The 26,334-nt window shown below is 66.3% G+C and carries 29 protein-coding genes and 1 riboswitch; of the genes, 15 read left to right on the top strand and 14 right to left on the bottom strand.

Annotated elements, in window-relative coordinates:
- Positions 1 to 38: 38 nt before the first annotated feature.
- Complete coding sequence (moeB, locus tag ACTAQI_RS09410; RefSeq protein WP_457950744.1) at positions 39 to 1,238, bottom strand: molybdopterin-synthase adenylyltransferase MoeB; 1,200 nt, start codon at positions 1,236 to 1,238, stop codon at positions 39 to 41.
- Positions 1,239 to 1,322: 84 nt separating this feature from the next.
- On the opposite strand from moeB, the gene ACTAQI_RS09415 reads away from it, so the two are divergent.
- The 3 genes from ACTAQI_RS09415 to ACTAQI_RS09425 are packed head-to-tail and all read left to right on the top strand — an operon-like array spanning position 1,323 to position 2,595.
- Positions 1,323 to 1,988 (top strand): TetR/AcrR family transcriptional regulator, encoded by a 666-nt coding sequence (locus ACTAQI_RS09415; protein ID WP_457950745.1) that lies wholly within the window; start codon positions 1,323 to 1,325, stop codon positions 1,986 to 1,988.
- 48 nt (positions 1,989 to 2,036) lie between these two features.
- Positions 2,037 to 2,261 (top strand): DUF3107 domain-containing protein, encoded by a 225-nt coding sequence (locus tag ACTAQI_RS09420; protein ID WP_188570977.1) that lies wholly within the window; start codon positions 2,037 to 2,039, stop codon positions 2,259 to 2,261.
- Between the two features lie 31 nt (positions 2,262 to 2,292).
- Positions 2,293 to 2,595 carry a hypothetical protein gene (locus ACTAQI_RS09425; protein ID WP_457950746.1) on the top strand — a complete coding sequence of 101 codons (303 nt, stop codon included), beginning with the start codon at positions 2,293 to 2,295 and terminating at the stop codon, positions 2,593 to 2,595.
- Positions 2,596 to 2,668: 73 nt separating this feature from the next.
- Here ACTAQI_RS09425 and ACTAQI_RS09430 read toward each other — a convergent pair whose 3' ends face one another.
- From ACTAQI_RS09430 to thiO, 3 genes are all read right to left on the bottom strand, one after another.
- Positions 2,669 to 3,484: a thiazole synthase gene (locus ACTAQI_RS09430; protein WP_457950747.1), complete on the bottom strand. Its 816-nt coding sequence runs from the start codon at positions 3,482 to 3,484 to the stop codon at positions 2,669 to 2,671.
- Between the two features lie 4 nt (positions 3,485 to 3,488).
- Positions 3,489 to 3,725, bottom strand: coding sequence for a sulfur carrier protein ThiS (gene thiS / locus ACTAQI_RS09435; RefSeq protein ID WP_457950748.1), 237 nt, complete (start codon positions 3,723 to 3,725; stop codon positions 3,489 to 3,491).
- Entirely contained in the window at positions 3,722 to 5,065 is a 1,344-nt protein-coding gene (gene thiO, locus ACTAQI_RS09440; RefSeq protein ID WP_457950749.1) for a glycine oxidase ThiO, read from the bottom strand. Before thiO ends, thiS begins: the two co-directional genes overlap by 4 nt.
- Positions 5,058 to 5,176: riboswitch (TPP riboswitch) on the bottom strand. (Overlaps the previous gene by 8 nt.)
- 27 nt (positions 5,177 to 5,203) lie before the next feature.
- Between thiO and thiE the strand changes: the two genes are divergently transcribed.
- Complete coding sequence (gene thiE, locus ACTAQI_RS09445; protein ID WP_457950750.1) at positions 5,204 to 5,953, top strand: thiamine phosphate synthase; 750 nt, start codon at positions 5,204 to 5,206, stop codon at positions 5,951 to 5,953.
- Positions 5,954 to 5,989: 36 nt separating this feature from the next.
- Positions 5,990 to 7,519: an RNB domain-containing ribonuclease gene (locus tag ACTAQI_RS09450; protein WP_457950751.1), complete on the top strand. Its 1,530-nt coding sequence runs from the start codon at positions 5,990 to 5,992 to the stop codon at positions 7,517 to 7,519.
- 36 nt (positions 7,520 to 7,555) lie between these two features.
- Here the strand turns inward: ACTAQI_RS09450 and ACTAQI_RS09455 are convergent, their stop codons facing one another.
- The gene (locus tag ACTAQI_RS09455; protein ID WP_457950752.1) at positions 7,556 to 8,302 is read right to left on the bottom strand and encodes an NAD(P)-dependent oxidoreductase; all 747 of its coding nucleotides are present in this window, start codon (positions 8,300 to 8,302) and stop codon (positions 7,556 to 7,558) included.
- A 417-nt stretch (positions 8,303 to 8,719) separates the two neighbouring features.
- Here ACTAQI_RS09455 and ACTAQI_RS09460 point away from each other — a divergent pair, with 417 nt between their 5' ends.
- The 4 genes from ACTAQI_RS09460 to ACTAQI_RS09475 all read left to right on the top strand — a co-directional run bounded on the left by ACTAQI_RS09460 (position 8,720) and on the right by ACTAQI_RS09475 (position 12,739).
- Positions 8,720 to 9,094 (top strand): hypothetical protein, encoded by a 375-nt coding sequence (locus ACTAQI_RS09460; protein WP_457950753.1) that lies wholly within the window; start codon positions 8,720 to 8,722, stop codon positions 9,092 to 9,094.
- Positions 9,091 to 9,885, top strand: a complete 795-nt coding sequence (locus ACTAQI_RS09465; protein WP_457950754.1) for a dienelactone hydrolase family protein — start codon at positions 9,091 to 9,093, stop codon at positions 9,883 to 9,885. Before ACTAQI_RS09460 ends, ACTAQI_RS09465 begins: the two co-directional genes overlap by 4 nt.
- Positions 9,886 to 10,178: 293 nt before the next feature.
- Positions 10,179 to 11,858, top strand: coding sequence for a DEAD/DEAH box helicase (locus ACTAQI_RS09470; RefSeq protein WP_457950755.1), 1,680 nt, complete (start codon positions 10,179 to 10,181; stop codon positions 11,856 to 11,858).
- Between the two features lie 8 nt (positions 11,859 to 11,866).
- On the top strand, positions 11,867 to 12,739 hold the full coding sequence (locus ACTAQI_RS09475; RefSeq protein WP_457950756.1) for a DNA-methyltransferase: 873 nt from the start codon (positions 11,867 to 11,869) through the stop codon (positions 12,737 to 12,739).
- Here ACTAQI_RS09475 and ACTAQI_RS09480 read toward each other — a convergent pair.
- Complete coding sequence (locus ACTAQI_RS09480) at positions 12,736 to 13,584, bottom strand: PHP domain-containing protein (RefSeq protein WP_457950757.1); 849 nt, start codon at positions 13,582 to 13,584, stop codon at positions 12,736 to 12,738. The two genes, ACTAQI_RS09475 and ACTAQI_RS09480, sit on opposite strands and share 4 nt — an antisense overlap.
- An 81-nt stretch (positions 13,585 to 13,665) precedes the next feature.
- Between ACTAQI_RS09480 and ACTAQI_RS09485 the strand changes: the two genes are divergently transcribed.
- Positions 13,666 to 15,240, top strand: a complete 1,575-nt coding sequence (locus ACTAQI_RS09485) for an aminopeptidase P family protein (RefSeq protein WP_457950758.1) — start codon at positions 13,666 to 13,668, stop codon at positions 15,238 to 15,240.
- A gap of 121 nt (positions 15,241 to 15,361) precedes the next feature.
- Here the strand turns inward: ACTAQI_RS09485 and ACTAQI_RS09490 are convergent, their stop codons facing one another.
- Positions 15,362 to 16,369 carry a general stress protein gene (locus ACTAQI_RS09490; protein ID WP_457950759.1) on the bottom strand — a complete coding sequence of 336 codons (1,008 nt, stop codon included), beginning with the start codon at positions 16,367 to 16,369 and terminating at the stop codon, positions 15,362 to 15,364.
- Positions 16,370 to 16,446: 77 nt separating this feature from the next.
- On the opposite strand from ACTAQI_RS09490, the gene ACTAQI_RS09495 reads away from it, so the two are divergent.
- The 3 genes from ACTAQI_RS09495 to ACTAQI_RS09505 are packed head-to-tail and all read left to right on the top strand — an operon-like array spanning position 16,447 to position 19,554.
- Positions 16,447 to 17,730, top strand: a complete 1,284-nt coding sequence (locus tag ACTAQI_RS09495) for a magnesium transporter MgtE N-terminal domain-containing protein (RefSeq protein WP_457950760.1) — start codon at positions 16,447 to 16,449, stop codon at positions 17,728 to 17,730.
- A complete protein-coding gene (locus ACTAQI_RS09500; RefSeq protein ID WP_457950761.1) occupies positions 17,714 to 18,412 on the top strand; it encodes a DUF1003 domain-containing protein in 699 nt (232 codons plus the stop codon). Before ACTAQI_RS09495 ends, ACTAQI_RS09500 begins: the two co-directional genes overlap by 17 nt.
- On the top strand, positions 18,412 to 19,554 hold the full coding sequence (locus tag ACTAQI_RS09505) for an Mrp/NBP35 family ATP-binding protein (RefSeq protein WP_457950762.1): 1,143 nt from the start codon (positions 18,412 to 18,414) through the stop codon (positions 19,552 to 19,554). The genes ACTAQI_RS09500 and ACTAQI_RS09505 overlap by 1 nt, the downstream gene beginning before the upstream one ends.
- A 62-nt stretch (positions 19,555 to 19,616) precedes the next feature.
- Here the strand turns inward: ACTAQI_RS09505 and ACTAQI_RS09510 are convergent, their stop codons facing one another.
- The 3 genes from ACTAQI_RS09510 to sigE all read right to left on the bottom strand — a co-directional run bounded on the left by ACTAQI_RS09510 (position 19,617) and on the right by sigE (position 21,615).
- Positions 19,617 to 20,021, bottom strand: a complete 405-nt coding sequence (locus tag ACTAQI_RS09510) for a Sec-independent protein translocase TatB (protein ID WP_457950763.1) — start codon at positions 20,019 to 20,021, stop codon at positions 19,617 to 19,619.
- A 69-nt stretch (positions 20,022 to 20,090) separates the two neighbouring features.
- Positions 20,091 to 20,993: an anti-sigma factor gene (locus ACTAQI_RS09515; RefSeq protein WP_457950764.1), complete on the bottom strand. Its 903-nt coding sequence runs from the start codon at positions 20,991 to 20,993 to the stop codon at positions 20,091 to 20,093.
- A 7-nt stretch (positions 20,994 to 21,000) separates the two neighbouring features.
- Positions 21,001 to 21,615 (bottom strand): RNA polymerase sigma factor SigE, encoded by a 615-nt coding sequence (gene sigE / locus ACTAQI_RS09520; RefSeq protein ID WP_159631489.1) that lies wholly within the window; start codon positions 21,613 to 21,615, stop codon positions 21,001 to 21,003.
- Between the two features lie 229 nt (positions 21,616 to 21,844).
- Between sigE and ACTAQI_RS09525 the strand changes: the two genes are divergently transcribed.
- Entirely contained in the window at positions 21,845 to 22,477 is a 633-nt protein-coding gene (locus tag ACTAQI_RS09525) for an O-methyltransferase (RefSeq protein ID WP_457950765.1), read from the top strand.
- A gap of 56 nt (positions 22,478 to 22,533) precedes the next feature.
- Here the strand turns inward: ACTAQI_RS09525 and ACTAQI_RS09530 are convergent, their stop codons facing one another.
- The 4 genes from ACTAQI_RS09530 to ACTAQI_RS09545 form a co-directional block, all read right to left on the bottom strand.
- Complete coding sequence (locus tag ACTAQI_RS09530) at positions 22,534 to 22,701, bottom strand: DUF3117 domain-containing protein (RefSeq protein ID WP_009357720.1); 168 nt, start codon at positions 22,699 to 22,701, stop codon at positions 22,534 to 22,536.
- Between the two features lie 233 nt (positions 22,702 to 22,934).
- Positions 22,935 to 24,191, bottom strand: coding sequence for a hypothetical protein (locus ACTAQI_RS09535; RefSeq protein WP_457950766.1), 1,257 nt, complete (start codon positions 24,189 to 24,191; stop codon positions 22,935 to 22,937).
- On the bottom strand, positions 24,188 to 24,640 hold the full coding sequence (locus ACTAQI_RS09540; protein ID WP_457950767.1) for a DivIVA domain-containing protein: 453 nt from the start codon (positions 24,638 to 24,640) through the stop codon (positions 24,188 to 24,190). Before ACTAQI_RS09540 ends, ACTAQI_RS09535 begins: the two co-directional genes overlap by 4 nt.
- A 43-nt stretch (positions 24,641 to 24,683) precedes the next feature.
- Positions 24,684 to 25,466 carry an LOG family protein gene (locus ACTAQI_RS09545; RefSeq protein ID WP_457950768.1) on the bottom strand — a complete coding sequence of 261 codons (783 nt, stop codon included), beginning with the start codon at positions 25,464 to 25,466 and terminating at the stop codon, positions 24,684 to 24,686.
- A 104-nt stretch (positions 25,467 to 25,570) separates the two neighbouring features.
- On the opposite strand from ACTAQI_RS09545, the gene ACTAQI_RS09550 reads away from it, so the two are divergent.
- Positions 25,571 to 26,326, top strand: coding sequence for an amino acid ABC transporter ATP-binding protein (locus ACTAQI_RS09550; RefSeq protein WP_214946026.1), 756 nt, complete (start codon positions 25,571 to 25,573; stop codon positions 26,324 to 26,326).
- The last annotated feature ends 8 nt before the right edge of the window (positions 26,327 to 26,334 follow it).

Here is a 26,334-nt window from a genome sequence, read left to right on the forward strand (position 1 = left end):
GTTCTCCAAAAAGCCGCAGGAAGTGATGGGGCGTTCGGTCAGTAGACGGGCTTGCCGGGCTCCACGTCGCGCACCCAGGCCAGGATCCCGCCGTCGAGATGGCTGACCCGCTGGTAGCCGGCCTGACGGGCCGCCGCCAGCACGTTGGCGGACCGTGTCCCGGCCTTGCAGTGGAACACGATGTCCCGGTCCTGCGGAAGTTCATCCCAGGCCTCGCCGGCCAGGATGCGTCCCTGCGGAATCAGTTTGGCCCCGTCGATCCGCACGATGTCGTACTCCCCCGCCTCACGGACATCCACCAGTTCAAAGTCCTTGAGCCCGGCTTTCCGCGAGGCCAGCATGGTGGCCAGCTGCGTGGCGGTGACGGTGTGTTCCGTGTCCGATTGGGAGACCGGGGCGATGCCGCAGAAGGCCTCGTAGTCAGTCAGTTCCGTGATGGGCGCGGCCGCTGGGTCCTTTGACACGCGGATCTCGCGCCAGCTGCCGCCCAGGGCGTCAAACAGGGCCACCCGGCCCAGCAGGGAACGTCCGACGCCGGTAATCAGCTTCACCGCTTCGGTCACCATGAGCGACCCAACGGCGGCGCACAGCATCCCGAAGACGCCCCCCTCGCCGCAGGAAGGGACAGAACCGGCGGGCGGAGCCTCGGGGTACAGGTCCCGGTAGGTGGGGCCGTGCTTCTCCCAAAACACGCTGACCTGGCCGTCGAAACGGAAGATGGAACCCCACACGTAGGGCTTGCCCAGGATGGCGGCGGCGTCGTTCACCAGGTACCGGGTGGCGAAGTTGTCGGCACCGTCAAGAATCAGGTCGTACCCGCTGAACAGCTCCAGGGCATTGGACGCGTCCAGGCGCACGTTGTGCAGCCTGACATCCACCAGCGGATTGAGCCCGGCAATGGCATCGCGCGCTGATTCGGTCTTCGGCCGGCCCACGTCGCCGACGCCGTGGATCACCTGGCGCTGCAGGTTACTCAGATCCACAACGTCGTCGTCGATGATTCCAATCGTTCCCACACCCGCCGCGGCAAGATACAGCAATGCGGGTGCGCCCAGTCCGCCGGCGCCGATGACCAGTACCCTGGCGTTCTTGAGCCGCCGCTGCCCCAGGGCACCGATCTCGGGAATGATCAGGTGGCGGGAGTACCGTTCCACCTCGGCGGGAGTGAGGTCAGCAGCCGGTTCCACCAGCGGATCCAGGGCGGGGGTCGAAACATTTGCGGTGAAAGACGAAGCCATACTTCAATGTATGCCCCGGGATACTGCCGGGTCATATTACCCCGCAGTAAAGTGAGGGTAACTGCAATGGAAAGAAGGACAACTGTGGTCCCTGAAGCACGGGCTGACCGCCCGCCCGCCGCCGAACCCCAGGCCCCCTCCCGCCCCGCAGGCCAGCGGTCCACCCGGATGCCGCGGGATGAGCGCCGCGCCCAGCTCCTTGCTGCGGCCCAGGAGGTGTTCGTAGCCAACGGCTACCACGGCGCGGCGATGGACGAGATCGCAGAGACCGCCCATGTGAGCAAACCGGTGCTGTACCAACACTTCCCCTCCAAGCGCGAACTGTACCTCGCCCTGTTGGAAAGCCACCTGACCTCCCTGACCGAACTGATGCTGGGCGCCCTGAACTCCACCACGGACAATGATGAACGCGTCCAGGCCGTCATGCGCGCCTACTTCCACTTCATCGCCAACGACGACCAGGCCCACCGCCTGGTGTTCGAGTCCGACCTGATCAACGACCCCGATGTCAGTTCCAGGCTGGAGACCTTCAACCGGACCTTCGCCGATGCCATTGCCCGGGTCATTGCTGAGGACACCAAGCTCCCCCAGCTGGAAGCGCAACTCCTGGGCCGCGGCCTGGCCGGAATGGCGCAGGTCAGCGCCCGGTACTGGCTGGAAACAGACGGCAACCTGGACCTCGATGTAGCCAGCGACCTCATCTACCGTTTAGCTTGGCGCGGAATCTCTCGCTTCCCCAAAGGGTCCTAGACTACAAATAAGACATCATCAACGAACGTGTTTGGCTGGGAGGCCCCCTTGGAAATTAAGATCGGCGTTCAAAACGTTGGCCGCGAAATCGTACTGGAATCCGCCCAGGACGCGGAGACAGTGGCCAAAGTTGTTGGCGAAGCCATTAACGAAGGCAGCGAACTGCGCCTGAAGGATGACAAAGGACGCCTCATCATTGTTCCGGGCAATGCCCTGGCCTACGTCGAGATCGGCGCCGAAGAGGTCCGGCGCGTAGGTTTCGGCCAGTTCTAGGCTCCGGCCAGTCCGTTTCCCAAGGAGATCCATGCTTTCGCTGACCATCGTGGTGCTGGCCACTGCCGCCGCCGGCTTCGTCGTCTGGGCCAATGACAAGCGGCACGCCAAGTACGGTGCGGCACTCCCCGCCGGCATCGCCGTGGGTGTTGCGGCGTTGACGTGGATCATCCTGATGGCGGCGGGCTTCGGCTACCTGCCCGGGACCACCTGGCTTCCATGGGTCCTGCCCACGGTCCTCGGCGCTGCCGCGGCCATTGGCGCCGTCGTCTACCTGGGCCGCGCCCGTGCCCGCCGTGACTCGGAGCGGCTGACCGTCATTCTGCGGCGCTGACTGACCCGCTGCCGGCTGAACATGCAGGTGTGGCCACCACCCATCCGGGTGGTGGCCACACGTGTATGACGGGTCAGAGGAACTCCGCGCGGCCCTCCATCGCCGACGACGCAAGGGCGTGCTCCCGCCGCGGGATGCGCCCCGCAGCCCTGGCCATCCTCCCGGCGATCACTGCATGCTTGAACGCCTCACCCATGAGAACGGGGTTCTGGGCGCGCGTCACGGCCGTTGCCAGCAGGACGGCGTCGCAGCCCAACTCCATGGCCAGGGCGGCATCCGACGCTGTGCCAATGCCCGCGTCCAAAACCACCGGCACCGAGGCCCGGGAGACGATGAGCTCGATGTTGTGCGGATTCAGGATCCCCAAGCCGGTGCCGATCGGGGCCCCAAGCGGCATGACGGCGGTGGCCCCGAGGTTTTCCAGCCGCAGCGCAAGCACGGGGTCGTCATTGGTATAAGCGAAGACCTTGAACCCGCGGTTAACCAATTGCTCGGTGGCTTCCACGAGTTCCACGGCGTCCGGCAGGAGGGTCTGCTCGTCGGCGATGACCTCCAGCTTCACCCAGTCGGTCTCCAGGGCTTCCCGGGCCAGTTCCGCCGTGAGGACAGCATCCCGGGCGGTGAAGCAGCCAGCCGTGTTGGGCAGTACCCGGATCCCGTGGTCCACCAGCAGCTGGAACAGCGAGCCGGTCTCCGCGGTGGAGTAGCGGCGCATGGCCACGGTGGTCAGCGCCGTGCCGGAGGCGACGAGCGCGGCGCCCAGGCCGTCCAGGCTGGGTGCACCCCCGGTTCCCATGATGAGCCGCGATCCCAGGGCGACGCCGTCGATCACCAGGGCGTCGTCGGGTCCGGAATGTCCGGCGGGTTTGATGGTGCTGGTTTCGGTCATGGCGTCAGCCTCCCTGTACTGCTGTGACAAGTTCGATGTCGTCGCCCTCGGCGAGCGCCGTGGCGAACCACTGGCTGCGCGGCACCACCTGGGCATTATGCGCGACGGCGACGCCCAGCTTCCCGCCGTCCGTCGCCTGTCCGCTGGGTGCCAGCGGGCGTCCGGTGACCTGGCTGACGAGCGTGGTGATGGAGGCGCCGTCGGCCACTGTGTGCGTCTTTCCGTTCAGGGTGATGTTCACGCTGTCTCCTTGATGTGGGGGATTGGGGCGGCCGCCGCCGGCCGCGAAAACCGTTCAGGGCTGAAGGGCGCCCAGCGGGGATCGGCTTTCCCGTCCAGCAGTACGGCGCAGATGGCTGCCGCAGCGGGAGTGAGCAGCACCCCGTGCCGGAAGAAGCCTGTGGCGATGATGAGACCCGGGACGTGCCCGGCCCCGGTGCCTTTTGACCCCAGGGCTGCGGGCACGCGGCCCAGCAGCGGCGCGTTGTCAGGGGTTCCGGGACGGGCCCGGGCGGTGCACTCCAGGAGTTCAAGTTCAGCCACAGCAGGCACCAGCGCTTGGGCGTCCCGCAGCAGCTGGTACACGCCTCCGGCGCTGACGGCGTCGGAGAGGGCATCCTCCCGCTGGGTGGCACCGATGACGACGGTCCCGTCCTGCCGGGGGACGATGTAGACCGGGATGCCGTGGACCAGGCCACGCACCGTGGAGGTTACCAGGGGCTGGAGGTGCGGGGGAACGGCAAGGCGCAGGATGTCCCCGTGCACCGGACGCAGGGGCAGTTCAAGGCCGTGGGGCAGGCCCCCAAGCGCCCCCGACTGAAGGCCGTTCGCTACCACGGTTTCCTTTGCCAATACTGTGCCGCCGCTGGCGAGGCTGGCACCGGCAACTGTTTCGCCTTCCCACAGCAGGGCGGCTGCCCGGTCCGGCACGGCATACCCGTCCAACGCCCCGGCAACCGCCAGTTCCGGCTTCTCCTGCGCGGCGCCGGCGAGGGCCAGCCGCAGGGCCGCCACCAGGCGCCTGGGATCCACCTGGTGGTCCGCGGGCGTATCCAGCGCGCAGGCGATGGCGGGGCTGAGGAGCGGCTCACGTTTACGGGCCTCCCGCACGGTCAGGGGTTCCACCGCCAGCCCGTTGGCCTGCTGTACCGCGCGAAGGTCCATCAGCGCCCGGCGGTCCGCCGCGTCGGCACCTACGGCGAGTGTCGGCGTCGTAAGATATCCGGAATCCGCACCCGTTGGACCGGCGATTCCGGCGGCGAACCCCGGCCAGCGGGATGATGCCTCAAGCATCAGTTCCAGGAGGTCCTCCTCCTGGTAGTGCAGTTCACTGACGGGGGCCAGCATGCCGGCGGCGGCCCAGCTGGCACCGCTTCCGGGTGCTTCATCGACCAGGACGACGGAGCGCCCCGAACGCTGCACCTCCCAGGCGATTCCGTGCCCAACCACTCCCCCGCCGATGACGGCGACGTCGGCCCGCACCGTGGCACCGGTGGCACCGGCGGACCCGGAGGACCCGGAGGACCCGGAGGACCCGGAGGACCCGGAGGACCCGGAGCGATTGTCGGATGGGGTACGCATATGGTTCCTTCCCTACGCCGGCATTAACCGGATCAGGTCAAGCGGTCGGCTCTGACGCCCTCTCAGCCCGGCGCTTTATGACAGCTGCCGCGGGCTCCCGCAGTACCAGCCCAGTTTAGAGGAACTAGGCTTGCAGGCATGAATGTGTCCGCCTCATCCTTGCCCGCCGGCCCCCACGCTTCAGCCGCCTCAGTTGCCAATCCCGAAGTTGCCAATGCAGGGCACAGCGACGCCCTCAAGGCCGCCCGCCTGTACCTCTGCACCGATGCGAGGAGTGAGCGCGGCGACTTCGCGGAGTTCGTGGACGCCGCGTTTGACGGCGGCGTGGACATCATCCAACTGCGCGACAAGACCATCGAAGCTGCCGAGGAACTGGACCTCCTGGCGGTGCTGAAGGAGACCGCGGTGCGGCACGGGAAGCTGTGGGCCGTCAATGACCGCGCCGACATCGCCGTGCTGTCCGGGGCACCGGTGTTCCACATTGGCCAGAAGGACCTTCCGCTGGCTGCGGCGCGGACCCTGGTCAACGGAAATGCGGCCATCGGGCTCTCCAGCCATACCACCGGACAGGTGGACGCCGCCCTGGCAGCAACTGCCGGGCCGTCCGGGCTGGACTACTTTTGCGTGGGTCCTGTCTGGGCCACGCCCACCAAACCCGGCAGGGCCGCCGTCGGCCCTGAACTGGTGAAGTACGCCGCCGAGGCCTCGGGGCAAGCGGCGGATCCCGTGCCGTGGTTTGCCATCGGCGGCATCGACCACGGAAACGTCCGCGAGGTGGCGGAGGCCGGTGCCCGCAGGATCGTGGTGGTCCGCGCCATCACGGAGGCATCCGACCCCGCGGCCGCTGCGGCCTCCCTCCTCGACGCGCTGGACGCCGCCGGCTCCTGATGCCATATCCGGGGACTTGGAGCTACGCTGACTTTTGTGTCACATCATCGGTTGGCCCCCAATGTCCACGACCACAGGAACGCCCTCGAAGAGGCGTTGGGACTGCTGCGGACGGAACTCGAACTGCCAGGCCCGTATCCTGCTGAAGCCGTGGCGGACGCCCGGGCGGCCGTGGCAGCACTGAAGCTGCCGTCCTACGACCTGACCGCCGTCGAATTCGTGACCATCGATCCGGCGTCCTCCACGGACCTGGACCAGGCAGTGTTCATCGAACCGGACGGGAAAGGCTACCGCGTGATGTACGCGATCGCCGACGTTCCGGCGTTTGTTGCACCCGGGGGTCCCCTGGACGCTGAGACCCGGCGCCGCGGGCAGACGTTCTACGCTCCCGACGGCCGGATCCCGCTGCACCCGGAAGTGATCAGCGAGGGGGCCGGGAGCCTGCTGCCGGGCCAGGAGTGTTCGGCCTTCGTCTGGGACTTCACGCTCGACGGCGACGCGTCGGTTGTGTCAGTGGGCGTAAGGCGGGCGCGGGTCCGCAGCCGCGACAAGCTCAGCTACAAGGGGGCGCAGGCGGACCTCAACGCCGGGACGGCTTCACCAGTGCTGCGGCTGCTCCGCGAGGTGGGCCTGAAACGGGTGGCGCTGGAACGGGAACGCGGAGGGGCCAGCCTGAACATGCCGGAGCAGGAGATCGTCCAGCTCCCCGACGGCGGCTACCGCATTGACGCGGTTCCGCAGCTTCCCGTGGAGGACTGGAACGCACAGATCTCGCTAATGACCGGGATGGCCGCGGCGCAGCTCATGCTGGAGGGCAAGGTGGGCATCCTGCGTACCATGCCCGCGCCGGACGAACGGTCCCTGCGGCATTTCCGGCTGCAGACCGAGGTGCTGGGCAGGCCGTGGGACGGGGAGGTCAGCTACGGCGAGTACCTGCGGTCACTCGATCCCACCGACCCGCGGCAGCTGGCCATCATGCATTCGGCCGGCATGCTGTTCCGCGGTGCGTCCTATACCGCCTTTGATGGGACTGTCCCCGGGGATGGCATGCAGTCCGCCATCGGTGCTGCCTACGCCCACACCACCGCGCCGCTGCGCCGCCTGGTGGACCGCTTCGTGCTGGTCATCTGCGAGGCCCTGAGCAATGGCGGCGATGTTCCCGGCTGGGCCCGGGAAGCCCTGCCCCTGCTGCCGGGCATCATGGCCGGATCGGACCAGCTGGCGTCCAGGATGGAACGCATGGCCCTGGACACCGTGGAGGCCGCGCTGCTGCTGAACCACATCGGGCAGGAGTTCGACGCGATCGTGATTTCCGGATCCAAGCCGCAGAACGGGAACGGCAACGGCAACGGGACCGGCAATGGGAACGGCAAAAACGGAAACGGGAAGAACGGAAACGGGAACGGAAGTTCGGGGATCATCCAGGTCGCCGAACCCGCGGTGACCGCACGCTGCGCCGGTGAGTTGGAATCCGGAACCAAGGTCCGCGTCCGGCTCGTGTCCTCGGACATCACCACCCGGCAGATCCACTTCGAACTCGTTTCCCAAGCCACCGGGGTGGCTTAGCGCTGCCCCGTTCGGGGACCGGGCCATCCGCTGGCTCTACTTGGCGTCGGCGACGATCGGTGCCATTCGAAGGTACTCATTGTTGCGAAGCACCCTAAGCATGAACTCAGCCGCGTTTGCGCGCGAGAGGAAATTGCCGGTAACACCGTCGCCGAGGTAGCCGGCCACCACCTGCCCCGTTCGGGGATCGTCTCGAAGGAGTGGGGGGCGCACGATGGTCCAATCCCGGTCGGATGCCCGAATGGCCTGCGCGGTGGCAATAACGTCGTCAAAGGCCGGGCGCATAAAGAGCTTGGCAAATCCGATGGCCGCCTTCGAACGCAGAGACGGGCGATCAGCGGGATCTGCTGCACTTGCCGTGGTCACCGCCACGATCCGCTGCACGCCGGACTTCTGCATGGCTGCGAGGATGTTGCGCGTGCCTGCGGCAATCGGGGTACCTTTCACCGGTACCCCTTGCCCCAGCAGGCTGACCACTCCGTCGGATCCCTGTACGGCCCTCTCAATGGCCGAGGCATCCGAAAGTTCCCCCTTGACCACGCTCAGTCTTTCGTTGGCGATTGCCAGCTTATTGGGGTGGCGGGCGTAGACAACCACGGTAATGCCCTCATCGAGAGCCCGGCGCACCAGCAATTGCCCCGTCGCGCCCGTGGCACCAAAGACAGTGATTTTGATGGTCCAGCCCCCATATCCTCTGCTGTTGCATCTGCAGCTGTATTCCAGCCACGCTGGACTCTTGGCGCCGGCGGCAAAAGGGCCGAAGGTCCTGCGGGGAAGCCACACCCACGAGTCCCCAAACGCAACGGGGCCCTCCGGCACTGGACCCCCGTCCCTGCAGACGCGAAGCTGGGCTCAAGCGGAAGAAAAAGTCCCAGGCAGGAGAAGGATTCAAATGAGTGAGCTACCTGCCCAACCACACGCACAAAGCACTGAACTTACGGTCAACCATGCAGCTGACTCTCAACTGCTCATGGACCAATTCCTGCCAAGATACGACTTCTCCATCGTGCATGCAGACGTTTTCCGGGCAGGTCCGGCCGAGTGTTACGCAGTGGCTTGTGGGATGGACCTTTTAAGGCCCCGATAGTGCGGATCCTGCTCGGCATCCGTGCACTGCCACAGGGATTGGCAGGCGCCATTAATCGACGTGGGAAGACTCCCGCACCAGAAGCAGCCCCGCGCGCGTTCAGGCTCAAGGATATGGTGGGTCTGGGTTGGATCATGCTCGGCGAGAACCCTGGCGTGCAGATGGTCCTGGGCCAGGTGGGCCGCCCCTGGAAATCGATCGCGGGCGCCACCGATGCACCCACCACGCCAGAGCAGTTCGCCAGTTTCGATGAGCCCGGCTTCGCCAAAATCGCCACCAGCCTCAAGATCGACCGCTACGGGAACGCCTCGTCAATCGTGACGGTGGAAACACGTGTCTCCCTCACCGACGACAGGAGCCGTCGCCGGTTCCGGCGCTACTGGCTCCTCATCGGCCCCTTCAGCTCCCTCATCCGGCGAACAGCGTTGCACATGCTTGCGGGAGAGCTTCGACGACGGGGCGGACCGTGGAAGGAGCAGGCCGAGTGAGCCCGGGAACGCCGCCCGTCCCGGACTTTCAGACGTTCGACTTCACCCACGAGGGGCGGACGCATGAGGTCTTCCGGGGCGGATCGGGACCGGCGGTTCTTGTGCTCCACGAGATCCCGGGAATGCATCCGGGCGTCATCGATTTCGCTCGCCGGCTCATAGCCGCCGGGTACACCGTGTACATGCCGTCCCTGTTCGGGCACCCCGCGGCCCCGGTAAGTGGCCCCGCGATCGTGCGGTCGATCCTGCGGATCTGCGTGGCACGGGAGTTCACCAAACTGGCCGACCGCACGAGCCCCGTCGTCGGGTGGCTGCGGGGACTTGCTGCATCGGCTTACCGTGAGTGCGGCGGGCCCGGGGTCGGAGTAGTGGGGATGTGCTTCACGGGAGGTTTTGCGCTGGCGACTGCGCTCGAACCGTCAGTCATTGCATCTGTTGCGAGCCAACCGGCCATGCCCGCACCAATCGGGAGACGTGGCCGTGCAGCCCTGGGCCTGGATGCCGATGATCTCGCCACGATCGCGGAACGGGCGCATGACGGCCTGCGCGTGCTCGCGCTCCGGTTCACCAACGACCGGGGTTGCCCGCACGAGCGATTCGAGAGCCTTCGGGCGGCGCTCGGGACATCCTTCGAGGGGATCGAGATCGACTCTTCACCGGGCAACGCGGCTGGGATCCCGCCATCGGCACACTCGGTGCTCACGGTCTCCCTGGTCGACGAACCGGGGCATCCAACCCGGGCTGCCCTCGACCGGGTACTTGCACTTCTGGCCAGGCAGCTGCTCCCTTAGATCCGCGGGCGGGCCTGCCACGGCGGGCCGAAACCGTGTTTCCGCGCTCGTACGGCTAGACTGGAGGGGTAGAACTGGATGCCCGGTCGTTGATTTCCTCGATTTGAAACCAACAAGCCCGCCCCTACGCGATCTTGAGATTTACCCGCTGGTCACCAGTGCCAGCATTAGATAGCCCGCGATCGGCTTCCACTGGAATCGCTTGCGCGCCTGAGCGTGCTCCGGAGCGGCCAGCTGTGGCCGGCCCGTTGAGCAGGCAGCGCCATTGCCCAAATGAATAAGGAAACTCCCCTGTGAGTGAATTGCATACCCACCAGCTTCTGAGCGATGTGTCCGGCACGGAAACCATCGAACCGGAAGAAACCATCATCTCGGACGAGACCCCGCATGAGATCGCGGAGAAGTCCTTTGCCGACTACAACGTCCGCGATGACATCGTTGAATCCCTGGCTGACGCCGGGATTACCCACCCCTTCCCCATCCAGGCCATGACCCTGCCGGTGGCACTCGCCGGACACGACATCATTGGCCAGGCCAAGACCGGCACCGGCAAGACCCTTGGCTTCGGCATCCCGGCGCTGCAGCGCGTCGTGGGCAGGGACGACCCCGGCTACACCACATTGGCCGTGCCGGGTGCACCCCAGGCCCTGGTCATTGTCCCCACCCGTGAACTGGCAGTGCAGGTTGCCAGCGACCTGGAAACCGCATCCCGCAAGCGCAACGCCAGGATCACCACCATCTACGGCGGCCGCGCCTACGAGCCGCAGGTCGAGGCGCTCCAGCAGGGCGTCGAGGTCGTCGTCGGCACCCCCGGGCGGCTGATCGACCTCTACAAGCAAAAGCACCTGGTCCTCAAGAACGTCAAGATGGTCATCCTCGACGAGGCCGACGAAATGCTGGACCTCGGGTTCCTGCCGGACGTTGAGACCCTCATCGCCGGCACCCCTGCAGTCCGCCAGACGCTCCTGTTCTCGGCCACCATGCCCGGCCCGGTCATCGCCATGGCCCGCCGCTACATGACCCAGCCCACCCACATCCGCGCAGCTGATCCGGAAGATGAGGGCCTGACCAAACGCGATATCCGCCAGCTGATCTACCGTGCACACAGCATGGACAAGGCCGAGGTGGTGGCCCGCATCCTGCAGGCCCGCGGCCGCGGCCGGACCATCATCTTCACCAAGACCAAGCGCACCGCTGCCAAGGTGGCCGAGGAACTGGTGGACCGCGGGTTCGCGGCCGCCGCCATCCACGGCGACCTGGGCCAGGGCGCCCGCGAGCAGGCGCTGCGCGCGTTCCGCAACAACAAGGTGGATGTCCTGGTGGCCACGGACGTCGCTGCACGCGGCATCGACGTCGATGACGTTACCCACGTGATCAACTACCAGTGTGTGGAAGACGAGAAGATCTACCTGCACCGGGTGGGCCGCACCGGCCGCGCCGGCAACAAGGGCACCGCCGTCACGTTCGTTGACTGGGACGACATGCCGCGCTGGGCGCTGATCAACAAGGCCCTGGGCCTGAGCGTCCCAGAGCCCGTGGAAACGTACTCATCCTCGCCGCACCTGTACACCGATCTTGACATCCCCGAGGGCACCAAGGGCCGCCTTCCCCGCGACAAGCGGACCCTTGCCGGCGTCGACGCCGAGGTGCTCGAGGACCTCGGCGAAACCGGAAAGAAGAACAGCCGCGGCGGCCGCGATTCTGACCGGTCACGTGACCGGGACGGGCGGGGCCGTGCCAAGGGCGGCAGCCGCGAAGGTGGCCGCAGCAGTGACTCCGCGGCCCGCTCTGGCGAGCGCCGCCGTCGTACGCCGGACTCCACAGCCGCTCCTGCCGGCGAGGCTGCCGCCCCCGCAACCGACGGCGAAAAGCCCTCGCGCGCCCGCCGGACCCGCACCCGCACCCGGCGCCGCAACGGCGAAGTGGTTGCCGGCGCGGACAACGGCACCCAGCCCGGCAACTCCGAGGCCTAACTGCCCTGATGACTGACACTGTTTGGGCGCCGGACGGCGGCAGCCTGGTGGTGCACGCGGACAACGCGGCGTACCTCCCCACGCTGCCGGACGGCGCCTTCACACTGATTTACGTGGACCCGCCCTTCAACACGGGCAGGCCGCAGCAGCGCCAGCAAACCCGGATGGTGGTCAACGCCGGCGGCAGCGGGGACCGGGTAGGTTTCAAGGGCCGTTCGTACGACACCATCAAGGGCGCCCTGCACCGCTACGATGACGCGTTCAGCGACTACTGGTCCTTCCTGGAGCCCCGGCTTGTGGAGGCGTGGCGCCTGCTGGCCGATGACGGGACCCTGTACCTGCACCTGGACTACCGCGAGGTGCACTACGCCAAGGTGATGCTGGACGCCATCTTTGGCCGGGAATGCTTCCTGAACGAGATCATCTGGGCGTACGACTACGGCGCCCGCGCCAAGAACCGCTGGCCCACCAAGCACGACAACATCCTGGTGTATGTGAAGAACCCCGCGAAATACCACTTCGACAGCGCCGAGGTGGACCGCGAACCGTACATGGCACCGGGCCTGGTGACTCCCGCCAAGCGCGAACTGGGCAAGCTTCCCACCGACGTCTGGTGGCACACCATCGTCTCGCCCACCGGCAAGGAAAAGACCGGCTACCCCACCCAGAAGCCCGAAGGCCTCATCCGCCGGGTGGTGGCGGCGTCCAGCCGCCCCGGCGACTGGTGCCTGGACTTCTTCGCCGGTTCCGGCACCCTGGGGGCAGTTGCCGCCAAGCTTGGCCGCAAGTTCGTGTGCGTGGACCAGAACCAGCCCGCCATCGACATCATGGCCAAGCGGCTGGGCGCGCACGCCACCATGACGTCATTTCGGCCAAACTAGGGACGGACGACGGCGGCTCCCGTACCCATTTCCTCGATCCGCGCAAGCATGTCCGGGGCCGTGAGGTTTTCGCCCAGCAGGTTGGGCTTGCCGGTGCCGTGGTAGTCGGAGGAGCCGGTGATCAGCAGGTCGTGCCTGGCGGCCAGTTTGCGCAGGAAGTCGCGGCCCTCTTCCGGATTGTCCCTGTGGTCGATCTCCAGGCCAGCCAGTCCGGCGTCGATCATCTCCCGGTAGGTCCGCTCCCCTACGATCCGCCCCCGGGCGGAGGCTACCGGATGGGCAAACACGGGCACGCCGCCAGCGGCACGGACAAGTTCGACGGCGGTGGCCGGGTCCGGAGCGTAGTGCGGGATGAAGTACCTGGACCGGGAGGTGAGGATAGAGGCAAAGGCCTCTGAACGGTCCTCCACGACGCCGGCCGCAACGAGGGCGTCAGCGATGTGGGGCCGGCCAAGAGTGGCCCCGGGTGCCACATGGTGGATCACGTCGTCCCACGTGAGCGGATAGTCCTCGGCCAGGATGGTGACCATCCGTTCGGCCCTGGTGAGGCGGGAGTCCTTGGCCTTGGTGATTTCCTCCAGGAGCCCGGGATGGGTGGGGTCGTGCAGGTAGCTCAGGAGATGGACGCTGACGCCCTCCTCGGTCCGGCATGAGACCTCCATGCCAGGCACCAGGGCCACCCCGTACGCAGCAGCGGCTGCGGCAGCCTCCGCCCAGCCTGCCGTTGAATCATGGTCGGTCAAAGCCACCACGTCCAGTCCCGCGCGGGCGGCAGACGCCATGACATCGGCAGGGGTCTCGGTGCCGTCGGAGACGTTGGAGTGGGCATGCAGGTCAATCCTCACTTATCCAGCGTAGTGGACCAGCAGCCACGGGACCGGGCTGCCCTGTTCGCTTAGCCGGGAAGCTGGTGAGACGATGGTGCCGTGAACGATGCCGAAAACACCCAAAACTCTGCTTCCCAGCCGCTGGAGGAGCGCGTCAACAACCGCTCGCAGCGGCCCAGTTCCAACGCCTTCAAGGCTTTCATGGCCAGCAACTGGGCGCCGTCCACCGGGGAACTTCCCCGCCGGGACGCCGTCGCCGGTTACGCCGCAGCCCGGCGCAAGGCGATCTCCGCCCAGTTCAAAGGCGAACGCCTGGTCATCCCCGCGGGGCCACTGAAGGTCCGCTCCAACGACTGCGACTACCGCTTCCGCCCGCACTCCGGCTTCGCTCACCTGACCGGGCTTGGCCTGGACCACGAGCCGGACGCCGTCCTGATCCTGGAACCGGTCGAAGAAGGAACGGGCGACGACGGCGCGAACCACAGCGCCACGCTGTACTTCCGGCCGCTGGCCGGCAGGGATACGGAACAGTTCTACGCAGATTCCCGCTCCGGCGAGTTCTGGATTGGGGCCCGCCCCACCCTGGAAGAGTTCGAAGCCCGCCTGGGACTGGCCACCGCGCACATTGACCAACTGGAAACGGCCATCACCAAAGACGTGGGCGCCCCGGAAATCGGCGGCATCTCCATCCGCCTGGTCCGTAAGGTTGACGACAACATTGACGCCCTGGTGGACACTGCCCGGTACAACACCGCCAAGGACCCCGAGAACCTGGATTTGGGTGTGCTCGACGCCTTGGACGAGAAACTCAGTGAAGCCCTCTCCGAACTGCGCCTGCTCAAGGATGAGTGGGAAATCGAGCAGATGAAGATCGCGGTCTCCGCCACCGTCGAAGGATTTGAAGAAGTTGTCAAGGCCCTGCCGCGGGCCCTCACGCATGCCCGCGGCGAGCGGGTGGTGGAGGGAGCCTTCTTCGCCCGTGCACGCGAGGTAGGCAATGAGCTGGGCTACGACACCATCGCAGCTTCCGGCAACAACGCCACCGTGCTGCACTGGACGCGCAACACGGGCCGCATCCACGCCGGCGAGCTCCTGCTCCTTGATGCCGGCGTCGAGGCGGACTCCCTTTACACCGCCGACATCACCCGGACCCTTCCGGCCAGCGGCACCTTCAGCGGGATCCAGCGCAAGGTCTACCAGGCAGTCCTGGACGCTGCCGATGCCGGTTTCGCCGCTGCCCAGCCGGGAACCAAGTTCCGTGACATCCATACCGCGGCAACCACAGTCCTGGCAGAGCGCCTGGCCGAGTGGGGCATCCTGCCCGTCAGCGTTGAGGAAGCAATCAGCCCCGAGGGCCAGCAGCACCGACGCTGGATGCCGCACGGCACCAGCCACCACCTTGGCCTGGACGTCCATGACTGCGCGCAGGCCAAACGGGAACTCTACCTCGACGGCGTCCTTAGCGAAGGCATGGTGTTCACCATCGAGCCGGGCCTTTACTTCAAGAAGGAAGACCTGGCGATCCCCGAGGAATACCGCGGCATCGGAGTCAGGATCGAGGACGACATCCTTATGACCGCTGACGGCCCCGTAAACCTCAGTGCCGCCCTGCCGCGCAACGCGGAGGATGTGGAGGACTGGATGGCTGGCATCTACCGGACCGAAGAAGCCTGATACGGGCACAGACAACAAGGAGCGGGACCGCTGGATTCATTCCAGCGGTCCCGCTCTTTGTTGTGGCAACGTTTCTTCGTGGTGCTGCCAGGATCCCTGAGCCCGGGCGGCAGCTGCGCTGTTACTGGCGGTGTTCGCCCCGGTGCTGGTCCCCGTCCGGACCATACTGTTGTTCAACCGGGTGTTCCGCGCCATCCTGTGCCCGGTCCTCTGCGCTGGTTTCTGCACGGTGTTCTGCGCTTTGTCCGATGCCGGGCTGCCCCGCATCCGCGGCAGGACCCTGGGGCAGACGGACGCCGTACTGCGGGCGGCCGTCGGGCAGGTCGGGGTAGCGGACCGGACGGACCGGCTGGGCCGGCTGCTGGCCGGCGTCGTACTGCTGGGCCGGCTGCTGGCCGGGGTGCTGCTGGCCACCGTCGTCCGGGTGCCCATGGCCCTCCTGGGCCGGTCCACTTTGGGCGGAGGAACCGGAGGACCGCTGGCCGTAGGGGTCGTTCCAGCCGGCGGGACGGGCAGGGCCCTGCCCCTGCTGCTGCCCGGGCTGTTGGTGGTGCTGCTGCTGGTACGGCTGGTTGTAGTAGTCGTGCTGCGTGTACGGGCCGTGGCCGGATGCTGCGTCCGAACGGGACATAGGCAACTGCTGCAGCAGGCGCCGGGCCTCGTGCGCTGCCTCGGGTGCCACAATTACGTCGTAGCTCGTGGCCACCACCTGGCTCGTGGAGGTGAAGTCCCGCTTGCCCCGCTGCATGGCGTAGGTGACGATGCCGAAGAGCATGAAGAACGCCGCACCCATCAGCACCGACGTCATGATGGAGAAGTATCCCGGTGACGGAGCGAAGAAGGACAACATGACGCCTACGAACAGGCCGAACCACATGCCGCTCAACGCCCCCGACAGCGCCACCCGCGGGTAGCTAAGTCGCCCCGTAACCCGCTCCACCATCTTCAGTTCGTTGCCCACAATGGAGACCATCTGGACCGGGAACTGCTGGTCCGCCAGGTAATCAACCGCTTTTTGGGCGTCGAGGTAGGAGGTGTAGGAGCCAACGGTGTCGCCGGTGGGAACAGCCCGGGCATCGTCCGGTCCGTTCGCGGCGCCGGCCTTGGGAGCACCAAAAATGTTCGACATAAACCCATTCTTGCCCATCAAGGTGGGTGCCGCCTGTAAATTCAGCTAAAAGAGAGCAGACTCGGTAGCCTGTAGTGGTGAGTACAACACCTACACGCGTCTTCGTGGCACGCCTCCTGGGCCTCGACGTCTTCGACCCCCTGGGCGACCGCCTGGGCCGGCTGCGCGATGTTGTTGTGCTGTCCCGGGGAACCCAGGGAGCCCCCCACGTGGTGGGCATCGTGGTGGAAGTTCCGGGAAAGAAGCGTGTCTTCGTGCCCATGACCCGCATTACCTCGATCGACCAGACCCAGATTATCTGCACGGGCCTGGTCAACCTTCGCCGCTTTGAACAGCGCGGAGCGGAAACGCTGGTGGTGGCCGAGATGTTCGACCGCCGGGTCACCCTCCGCGACGGCAGCGGCGACGCCACCATCGAGGACATCGCCATCGACCAGCACAGGTCCCGCGACTGGTTCGTCAGCAAGCTCTTCGTCCGGCGCGGCCATTCCCTGTCCCCCCTGAGCCGGCTGCGCCGCAACGAGACCCTGATCATTGACTGGGCGGACGCCCAGCAGGGACCGCGCACCGAGCCGCAGGCCGCCACCCAGTTCGTGGCCAACCACGAGGACCTCAAACCCGCCGACTTCGCCGAGGCCCTGCAGGAGATGAGCGACAAGCGCCGTTTCGAAGTGGCCAGCGAACTGCAGGACGAACGGCTGGCAGACGTCCTCCAGGAACTGCCGGAGGACGACCAGGTGGAAATCCTCTCCGCCCTGGATGTCCAGCGCGCCGCCGACGTCCTCGAGGAGATGGATCCCGACGACGCCGCCGACCTCCTCGGTGAACTCCCCTCTGCCCAGGCCGAGGAACTGCTCCAGCTGATGGAGCCCGAAGGCGCCGAGGATGTCCGCCGCCTGCTTGAATACGACGAAGATACCGCCGGCGGCCTGATGACCCCGGTGCCGGTCATCCTGCCCCCTGAGGCCACCGTCGCCGAGGCCCTGGCACACGTGCGCCGGGAGGAGCTCTCCCCCGCCCTGGCGTCGTCGATCTTCATCGCCCGTCCGCCGCTCGAAACACCCACGGGCCGATTCCTGGGGGTAGTGCACATCCAGCAGCTGCTGCGTTTCCCGCCGTTCGAGGCACTCGGAAACCTCGTGGACAAGAACCTTGAACCGCTGTCAGACCAAGCCCACATCAGCGAAGTGGCGCGGACCTTGGCTACCTACAACCTGAACTCCCTCCCCGTGGTCAATGACACCGGCCGGCTTGTGGGGGCGGTGACTGTTGATGACGTATTGGATCACTTGTTGCCGGACGACTGGCGCGCCCATGACGGCGAAGCCCCGATAAGAAAGCTCGGTGGCCGCATTGGCTGACAACAGCGCTCCCAAGAACACCAACCAGCGGAACCTGGCCAATGCGGAATCAAAAGGCAGCCTCGACACACCTTTGAGCGCCCGTCAACGGATCCTCCCTAAATTCTCGCCGGATCCGGACGCCTTCGGCCATGCCACCGAGGGCTTTGCCCGGTTTATGGGTACGCCGCAGTTCCTGGTTTACATGACGGTGTTCTGCATCTTCTGGCTGGGCTGGAACACCTGGGCGCCAGTGGAGTGGCAGTTCGATTCAAGGGATCTTGGCTTCACCCTGCTGACCCTGATGCTGTCGCTGCAGGCGTCCTACGCAGCGCCCCTGCTGCTGCTGGCGCAGAACCGGCAGGATGACCGTGACCGCGTCTCGCTGCAGCAGGACCGCCAGCGCGCCGAGCGCAACCTGTCCGATACCGAGTACCTGACCCGGGAGCTGGCCTCCCTGCGGATCGCGCTGCGCGAGGTGGCCACCCGTGACTACGTCCGGGCAGAGCTGCGCTCGCTCCTTGAAGACCTCCTGGACGCCCAGGAGGAGCTGCGGACCCATGACAGTTCGGGTCCGGGTTCGCACGAGTCCCCACGGGATAAGGTCAAGGACAAACTGCGCGAACAGCGGGACCGGCAGCGCAACCCGCGCACCCAGCAGATCCCCCGGGTCAAGCCCGGCCACTCCACACAGGACCGTTAATGAGCACACCCATTGCCAGCACCGCATTGGTCGAGGCAGTCAACAATGCCCTGGCCACGGTCATCGATCCGGAGCTTCGCCGCCCCATCACTGAGCTGGGCATGGTGGACTCCGTTCAGGTTTCCGACGACGGCAAGGTCACCGTGGCAGTCCTGCTTACCATCGCGGGCTGCCCGTTGCGGGACACCATTACCGCCGATTCCCGGAAGGCCCTTTCCGCGGTACCCGGCGTCACCGCCGTCGACGTCGAGCTCAAGGTGATGGACCAGGCCCAGCGCGACACCCTCAAGGAGAAGCTGCGGGGCCCCGGCGGCCAGCGGAAGATCCCTTTCAACGAACCGGATTCCCTGACCAGGGTCTACGCGGTGGCCAGCGGCAAGGGCGGGGTGGGAAAGTCCTCGGTAACGGTCAACCTGGCCACCGCCCTGGCCGCCCAGGGCCTCCGGGTGGGCATCGTGGACGCGGACGTCTACGGCTTCTCCGTTCCTGCCCTGCTGGGCATCACCCAGGCTCCCACGCAGGTAGACGACATGATCCTTCCGCCGGTCGCCTACGGCGTGAAGGTCATCTCCATCGGCATGTTCGTGACCGGCAACCAGCCTGTTGCCTGGCGGGGACCCATGCTGCACCGGGCGCTGGAACAGTTCCTCACCGACGTCTACTTCGGCGACCTCGATGCCCTGTTCCTGGACCTCCCGCCGGGTACCGGTGACATCGCCATCTCCGTTGCGCAGCTACTGCCCAAGGCCGAAATCCTGGTGGTCACCACGCCCCAGGCGGCCGCGGCCGACGTCGCCGAACGGGCAGGCGCCATCGCCACCCAGACGGGGCAGAAGATCGCCGGCGTCATCGAGAACATGTCCTATTTGGACATGCCCGACGGCGGCCGCATGGAGCTCTTCGGAAGCGGCGGCGGGACGGTGCTTACGGAACGGCTCAGCGCCGCAGTGGGAGCGGACGTACCATTGCTGGGCCAGATTCCGCTGGACATCCAACTTCGCGAAGGCGGAGATGCAGGCGTTCCGATCGTCCTTGGAAGGCCCGAGGCCGCAGCGGCTGCCGCGCTGGAAGGCATCGCCGGGCGGCTTGCCGCCAAACCACGCGGCCTTGCCGGGATGAAGCTGGGCCTGCAGCCGCGCTGACTGGGCGTGCCGGAAGCGGAGGCCCAAGGGTTGATCCGGGCCGCTCCCGGAAACGGACTTGCCTAGGTGGCTTCAGTGTCGAACGGGGCGGTCTCCCCCGGTGCCAGCCTTTGCACAACTCTTTCGGGCCGCTTGGGCGCCGCCTCTGCTACGGCCGCTGCTCCAGAAACTGCCGCCACCGCGGCGGGGGCGCCTGCGCTGACGGGTTTGGTGTCGTCGTCGAGCAGTGCTTCCTTGATGATGCGCCGGGGATCGTACTGGCGTGGGTCGTACTTCTTCCAGTCGACATCGTCGATGTCGATGCCCACTTCTTCCTTGATCTGTTCACGCGCACCGTTGGCCATCCGGCGGACTTCCTTGACCAGGTTTGCCAGCTTCTGGGTATATTCAGGCAGCCGCTGGGGGCCGATCACCAGCACACCAATGATCAGCAGAAGGATGAACTCCGGGCCGTTGATTCCAAACACTTTAGGAAGATTACCCTCTCCGGGCTGCGAGTGACGATTCCCGTCCGGCGGACGGGTGAACAGTCCGTGTCACTGGGTGAACAGGGCCGCGATCTTGGTGATTCCGCGCTCCAGCCGGGCATCCAGCGGCTCCGCAGCCTGCCCTTCCGGCTGCTCCGGGACGGCTGCGGCGACCCCCTCCGCGGCGGTATCGGCAAGCCGCTTGAGGATGGGCATGGCATCATCGGCCTGCTCGGGGGGCAGGTCGGAGCGGTAAGTGATGGTGAGGCCGGCGGCCCGGTAGGTGGCGGACCACGGAGAAGTCCCGCCTGCCTGCCCGGCGGCCCAGTCAGCGGCGGTCTCCGGCGCCGCATTCCCCGGAACCGGGGGCGCCTGGCCTGCCGCCTCCCTGGGGACGAGGTGCTGTTCCGTGACAGTGGCGTGATGGGCACCGTCGGTGAGGCGCAGCTCCACTGCAGGCTCCCCGTCAACCACCAGCGCCTTGGCCGTTTCCACATGGAATCCCATGGCCTGCAGTTCCGGACAGGCCCACCCTTCTGAGCGCAGGGTGGCCAGTTGCGCGGCGCTCAGGGTCCTGCCGTCCGCGGGGGTTTGGGACGAGACGTGCGAAAAGGCCGCTTCGGTCCCTGCCGGTTCACCGGCCGCAGGGTCTCCCGCTGCCGTGAACGCCCCCACGGCCAGCACCCCGGCCGCTGCCATGGTTCCGCCGGCGGTGAGTGCAAGCGCCCGGGCGGCCATGCGGGTAGTGACGCCCTGGTGCGCCTCCACCGGGGCGGGCGGCTGGGCAGCCAGTTCGTGGGTGCGGGCCAGCAGCCGTGCCGTCAGGTCCTGGCTGGCCGGCGGAATTGGAGCATCCCGAAGACGCTCAAGATACTGCCGTTCACGGCGTACGGTGGCAGCACACTCCTGGCAGGCCTCAAGGTGGCTGCCGGTGCGCTGATGCCTGCCGCCGAAAGGAAACTGGGACCTCATGTGCCGTTCAGAGGATGCCGGCGATGCGCGGCATCGAAAGCTTGCGGCGGGACTGCTGCGGGCGCGGATCGCGGTGGGCCAGCTTTTCACGCAGCATGGTCCTGCCCCGGTGGATGCGCGAACGGACGGTGCCCAGCTTCACGCCCAGGGCCTCGGCAACTTCGTCGTAGGACAGTCCCTCGAGGTCGCACAGGACAACGGCGGCACGGAAGTCCGGCGGCAGTTCCTCCAGCGCGGCCTGCACGTCCAGGTCCAGGTTGTTCAGCTCGAAGCTTTGCTCCGGGCCCGGCTCGCGGCCGGGCAGCCGGGACTCTGCATCCTCCGCCAAGGCGTCGAAACGGATGCGGGTCTTCCGCCGGGCCTGGTCTAGGAACAGGTTGGTGGTAATCCGGTGAAGCCAGCCATCGAGAGTTCCGGGCTTGAAGTTCTCCAGCGAACGGAACACACGGACAAAGACCTCCTGGGTGAGGTCCTCGGCGTCGAACTTGTTACCGGTCAGGCGGTAGGCCAGCCGGTAAACCTTCGCGGAGTGGTTGGTGACCACTTCTTCCCAGGTGGGACGGACCCACTCATCATCGGGATTGTTTACTGCAGGGACAGGTGCCACAACTGAAGATGACATCGTCCACTCCCCTCGTGGAATGCTAACGCCCGGATACTGTTGACATCTCTGATTCGGCGCCGGTCACCTTTTGGATGAGCGGATACCAATCATGTCAAACTTGGCTGGGAATTTCCTGACTGCCGGCGAACTTCAGCCTTGGGCGCAACGCCTGCGTCCCAGGCCAGCCGGGCCGGACACAGTAGGCTGGAAGAGACATTCCCCCTTTACGCCCAGAAAGCGATTATCCATGAGCGCCGACAAGTCCAGCAGCTGGTCCTATGCAGAAGATCTGCCCGCTGAGGATGAGGTAATGCTTCGGGCCCGGGAACGCTCTTTTGAACTGGGGGTAAGCGCCATCAGCCCTGGCGTGGGCGCCGTCCTCACGGTACTGGCTGCTGCTTCCAAGGCCCAGACCGCCGTCGAGATTGGCACCGGCGCCGGCGTCTCCGGCGTCTGTCTGCTGCGCGGCCTTGGCCCGCACGCCGTCCTGACCACCATCGACGTGGACGTGGAACACCTGCGCGCTGCCCGCGAGGCGTTCGCGGAGGCAGGCAGTCCCGCCAACCGGACCCGCACCATTTCCGGGCGCGCGGGCGACGTCCTGCCGCGGCTCACGGATGGCGCCTATGATTTGGTCTTCATCGACGCGGACAAGCCCGGTCTGCCCGGCTACGTGGAACAGGCCATCCGGCTTCTCAAGCGTGCGGGGTTGCTGATCATTAATGACGCCCTGGACAAGGACAAGGTGGCCAACCCTGCGGGGCGCGAGCCCAACACGGTGACCCTGCGGCAGGTGGGCAGGGCAATCCGCGACGACGACAGGCTGGCTTCCGCGATGCTCCCCACCGGGGACGGCCTGTTGGTGGCCGTCAAGAAATAGGCGCTGCAAAAGGACAGGGTGCGCAGCCGGCGGGCTGCGCACCCTGTCCGGCACGACTATTCGGTAACGCCTACCAGGCATTCCTTGAGGTTGGCTGCTTCGGCAGCGTTCAGTTCGACCACCAGGCGCCCGCCGCCTTCGAGCGGGACCCGCATGATCAGGCTGCGGCCCTCCTTGGTGACTTCCATTGGGCCGTCGCCGGTGCGTGGTTTCATAGCCGCCATGAGGAATTCCCCTCCATTTTGTCCCAGGACTAATCAGCCCGGGCGGGCTGTGTCCGCATGTCGATCAGGCCGCTATGGCGGGGTGGTTGGACCATCGCCAAGGCTGCGCGTTTTCTGAATGCTTTTGTCCTTGCTTACCTATCATTATCGCGGAATTACCCGCACGTAGCTAATCGATGGACATTTCCCTGACCGTGTCATTCCCGGCCTGACCTGCGCGAAAGCCCGTTTTGCTACGGCGGATAATCCCCTCCGCCGGGCAGCTGCGCCCACGCCCACAGCCACACGATCCAGACGATCTGGAGCAGCACGAACATGGCCACCACCGTCCCCCGGTACGCCCTGGACCGGGAGAGGAACACCGCACCCAAGGCCAGGGGAAACAGCGGCAGCAGCATCCTGAAGGTGCTGGTCTGGGGGTGCAGGAACGCCAGCAGGTACCCCATGTAGCAGGCGCACCAGAGCCGCAGTTCGACGCCGAGCCGCACCACCGGGGGCAGGAACAGCATCGCGCCGAACAGCGCCACGAAAACCAGGGGCGCGAGGACGCCCGGCACAGGGCCGAAGAGTTCGACGCCGGTGTCGAACCACGGTTTGAAAGGAACCAGGTCCCGGCCCCGCCACACTGTTTCGGTTTTGGTATACGCCTGCAGGTCCCCCGTCGCTGCCCACGCCGCGGCAGGCCACGCCAGGGCGGCTACGCCCGCGACGACGGTGAGTCCGGTCAGTGCGGCCAGGTCCTTTGCGGAGTGGGCTCCCTCAGCCGGACCGCGCTGCCGCCCGTTGCGGACGTACGCAACGGCGCGGAAGGCCAGCAGCAGCCCCAGCGTGGCGGCGAAGGGAACGCCGACGGGCCGGGACAGGCACAACAGGACCACCACGGGGACGGCCCACAGGTACTGCCGGCGCACCACCAGCAGCAGGGCCCCTGCGAGCAGCAGGAGTGACAGCGGCTCGGCGTAAGGCACCTGCAGCACGGCGGAGACGGGAAAGCTCGAAAAGAACGCCGTGCCCCACATGGCTGCGGCGTGCGGAGCCTTCTGCCGGAAGAGCGCGTACACCACAAGGGCGGCGGCCCAGCCCGCCAGCATGGCGACCAGTGCGAGCGAGGCGGCAGGGTTCAGGCCGGTGAGGCGGCTGAGGCCGCCGGCCAGCGCCGGAAACAACGGGTAGAAAGCCCAGGTGTTCTCCTGGACGTTGCCGGCGGTGTCCGTGGGAAGGACTGACGGGTAGCCGTTGGCGATGACCTGGGCGTACCAGCGGGCATCCCAGATATTGATGAAGTTCCAGTAGTCCGGCTTTGGCGGGAACCACGGGTTGGGGCCCTGGTGGAGCGCCGCGGCCATGAAGATGCAGGCTGAGACCAGCCGGGCACCGGCGTACAGAGCGGTGACCTGGAGCCACCATGGCCAGCCGCCGACGGCGGAAGCCGCCCGGTGGGCCATGCTGCCGGCAGAGGCCAGCGGGTTGCGGCGGGCCACCGTGCTCACAGGCCGCCCTTCCCCGGGGCAGCATCCTCATGCACGGCCCGGTTCCCGCCCTCTCCCGCGCCCGGCTCTTCCAGAGCCGTACCGGGGGCCGGGAGTCCGTCGTCGGAAGACTGCTCCTTGGGCCCTTCCACGGCAGCCAGCCGGCTCTGCAGCTCTGCCAGTTCCGCATCCCGTGCGGCCAACTGGTCACGCAGTTCGTCCAGGACCTGGTCCACCTGGTCCATCCTGTAGCCGCGCAGGCCCAGCGAGAAGCGCAGACGGGTCACGTCCTCCGGAACGGCATGCTCGGGCAGGAGGACGGGCGGGAGGTTGGCGGGCGGCTCTTCGAATCCCCCGTTCAGCAGGGCGGGCAGCGCAGCCCCGCCGGTCTTGCGGGAGCGCCGGCCCAGGCCGGCCCAAAGGACCGCCGCTACCAGCACGACGGCGAGGAAAACCAGAAAGAAGCTCACTGTTCCATCGTGCCAGACCATCGGCCCGGACTTTGGCCTGCGGCTACTCCGGCCGCTGCTCCCCGTTCATGGACGGCGTCACTCCGCCATGCAGGACCCGGTGAACGGCTTCCGCGGGATCATCCACGAGTTGGATGAGGTCCAGGTCCTTCTCTGAAACCATGCCTTCGGCCACCAGGGTGCCCCTGATCCAGTCGATCATCGGTCCCCAGAATTCGACGCCGAGGAGCACGATGGGGAAGGATGTCACCTTCCGGGTCTGGACCAGGACCATGGCTTCGAACAGCTCATCCAAGGTGCCCAGGCCGCCAGGCAGCACGATGAAGCCCTGTGCATATTTGACGAACATGGTCTTGCGGGCGAAGAAGTAACGGAAGTTGATCCCCAGGTCCACCCACTGGTTCAAGCCCTGCTCAAACGGCAACTCAATGCCAAGGCCCACCGATACGCCGTTGCCTTCCACCGTTCCCCGGTTGGCCGCCTCCATGGAGCCCGGGCCGCCGCCGGTGATCACGGCGACTCCGGCTTCGGCGAGCTTGCGGCCCACTTCCACGCCCATCTCGTAGTAGATGCTGCCGGGCTTGGTCCGGGCGGAGCCGAAGACGCTCACCGCTTTGCCGATGTCCGCCAGTGCCCCGAAGCCTTCGACGAATTCGCTCTGGATCCGCAGGACCCGCCAGGGGTCGGTATGGACGAACTGGCCCGGGCCCTTGGTATCAAGCAGATGTTGGTCCGACATATCCACGGCCGCCTGTTTGCGGCGCAGCTCAAGAGGGCCTTTACGGCGCGGCTGCGAATTCTTGGCCGGATCTGCATTGATGCTCATTCCCCTAGGCTAACCTCCAACTCCAGGTATCTCTTGAATCACGATCAGCAGGAACTTGGGGTGATTGGCGTCATAACGGACTGTTGTTCGCTAGATTCGTCTCTATGACTACTCATGTGCCCGGCGATACTCTCGTCTCCCTGAACGCCGTTAACAAGCATTACGGCCAGCTGCACGTTTTGAAGGACATCAACCTCCAGGTCCGCAAGGGCGAGGTTGTTGTGGTCATCGGGCCCTCCGGCTCCGGTAAGTCCACCCTCTGCCGGGCCATCAACCGCCTGGAGACCATCGAGGGCGGAACCATCAGCATCGACGGGAAAGTCCTCCCCGAGGAAGGCAAGGAACTCGCACAGCTCCGCGCCGACGTCGGAATGGTTTTCCAGTCGTTCAACCTGTTCGCGCACAAAACCATCCTTGAAAACGTGACCCTGGGACCCATCAAGGTCAAAGGCGTTTCCAAGGCGGCAGCGGAAAAGGACGCCATGGCGCTCCTTGAACGGGTGGGCGTGGGCCACCAGGCCCCCAAGCTGCCGGCCCAGCTCTCGGGCGGCCAGCAGCAGCGCGTTGCGATCGCCCGTGCCTTGGCAATGAAGCCGAAGGTCATGCTGTTCGACGAGCCCACGTCCGCACTGGACCCCGAAATGATCAACGAGGTCCTGGACGTCATGGTCCAGCTCGCCAAGGAAGGCATGACCATGATCGTGGTCACCCACGAGATGGGCTTTGCCCGGAAGGCCGCCGACCGCGTGGTCTTCATGGCGGACGGCCAGATCGTGGAGGACGCCACTCCGGAGGAATTCTTCACCAACCCGAAGAGTGACCGGGCCAAGGACTTCCTGTCCAAGCTCCTCACCCACTGACTTATTCG

The sequence above is a fragment of the Pseudarthrobacter sp. alpha12b genome (assembly GCF_054130495.1).

What these genes read in the sequence shown, in the direction of transcription:
- ACTAQI_RS09525 (WP_457950765.1), top strand. Translation starts at nt 21,845, where the DNA reads ATGAGCGCCGACAAGTCCAGCAGCTGGTCCTATGCAGAAGATCTGCCC.
- ACTAQI_RS09550 (WP_214946026.1), top strand. Translation starts at nt 25,571, where the DNA reads ATGACTACTCATGTGCCCGGCGATACTCTCGTCTCCCTGAACGCCGTT.
- ACTAQI_RS09530 (WP_009357720.1), bottom strand. Translation starts at nt 22,701, where the DNA reads ATGGCGGCTATGAAACCACGCACCGGCGACGGCCCAATGGAAGTCACC.
- ACTAQI_RS09475 (WP_457950756.1), top strand. Translation starts at nt 11,867, where the DNA reads ATGACTGACACTGTTTGGGCGCCGGACGGCGGCAGCCTGGTGGTGCAC.
- ACTAQI_RS09545 (WP_457950768.1), bottom strand. Translation starts at nt 25,466, where the DNA reads ATGAGCATCAATGCAGATCCGGCCAAGAATTCGCAGCCGCGCCGTAAA.
- ACTAQI_RS09430 (WP_457950747.1), bottom strand. Translation starts at nt 3,484, where the DNA reads ATGACCGAAACCAGCACCATCAAACCCGCCGGACATTCCGGACCCGAC.
- ACTAQI_RS09515 (WP_457950764.1), bottom strand. Translation starts at nt 20,993, where the DNA reads ATGAGGTCCCAGTTTCCTTTCGGCGGCAGGCATCAGCGCACCGGCAGC.
- ACTAQI_RS09425 (WP_457950746.1), top strand. Translation starts at nt 2,293, where the DNA reads ATGCTTTCGCTGACCATCGTGGTGCTGGCCACTGCCGCCGCCGGCTTC.
- ACTAQI_RS09490 (WP_457950759.1), bottom strand. Translation starts at nt 16,369, where the DNA reads ATGTCGAACATTTTTGGTGCTCCCAAGGCCGGCGCCGCGAACGGACCG.
- sigE (WP_159631489.1), bottom strand. Translation starts at nt 21,615, where the DNA reads ATGTCATCTTCAGTTGTGGCACCTGTCCCTGCAGTAAACAATCCCGAT.
- thiE (WP_457950750.1), top strand. Translation starts at nt 5,204, where the DNA reads ATGAATGTGTCCGCCTCATCCTTGCCCGCCGGCCCCCACGCTTCAGCC.
- ACTAQI_RS09460 (WP_457950753.1), top strand. Translation starts at nt 8,720, where the DNA reads ATGGTGGGTCTGGGTTGGATCATGCTCGGCGAGAACCCTGGCGTGCAG.
- thiO (WP_457950749.1), bottom strand. Translation starts at nt 5,065, where the DNA reads ATGCGTACCCCATCCGACAATCGCTCCGGGTCCTCCGGGTCCTCCGGG.
- ACTAQI_RS09505 (WP_457950762.1), top strand. Translation starts at nt 18,412, where the DNA reads ATGAGCACACCCATTGCCAGCACCGCATTGGTCGAGGCAGTCAACAAT.
- moeB (WP_457950744.1), bottom strand. Translation starts at nt 1,238, where the DNA reads ATGGCTTCGTCTTTCACCGCAAATGTTTCGACCCCCGCCCTGGATCCG.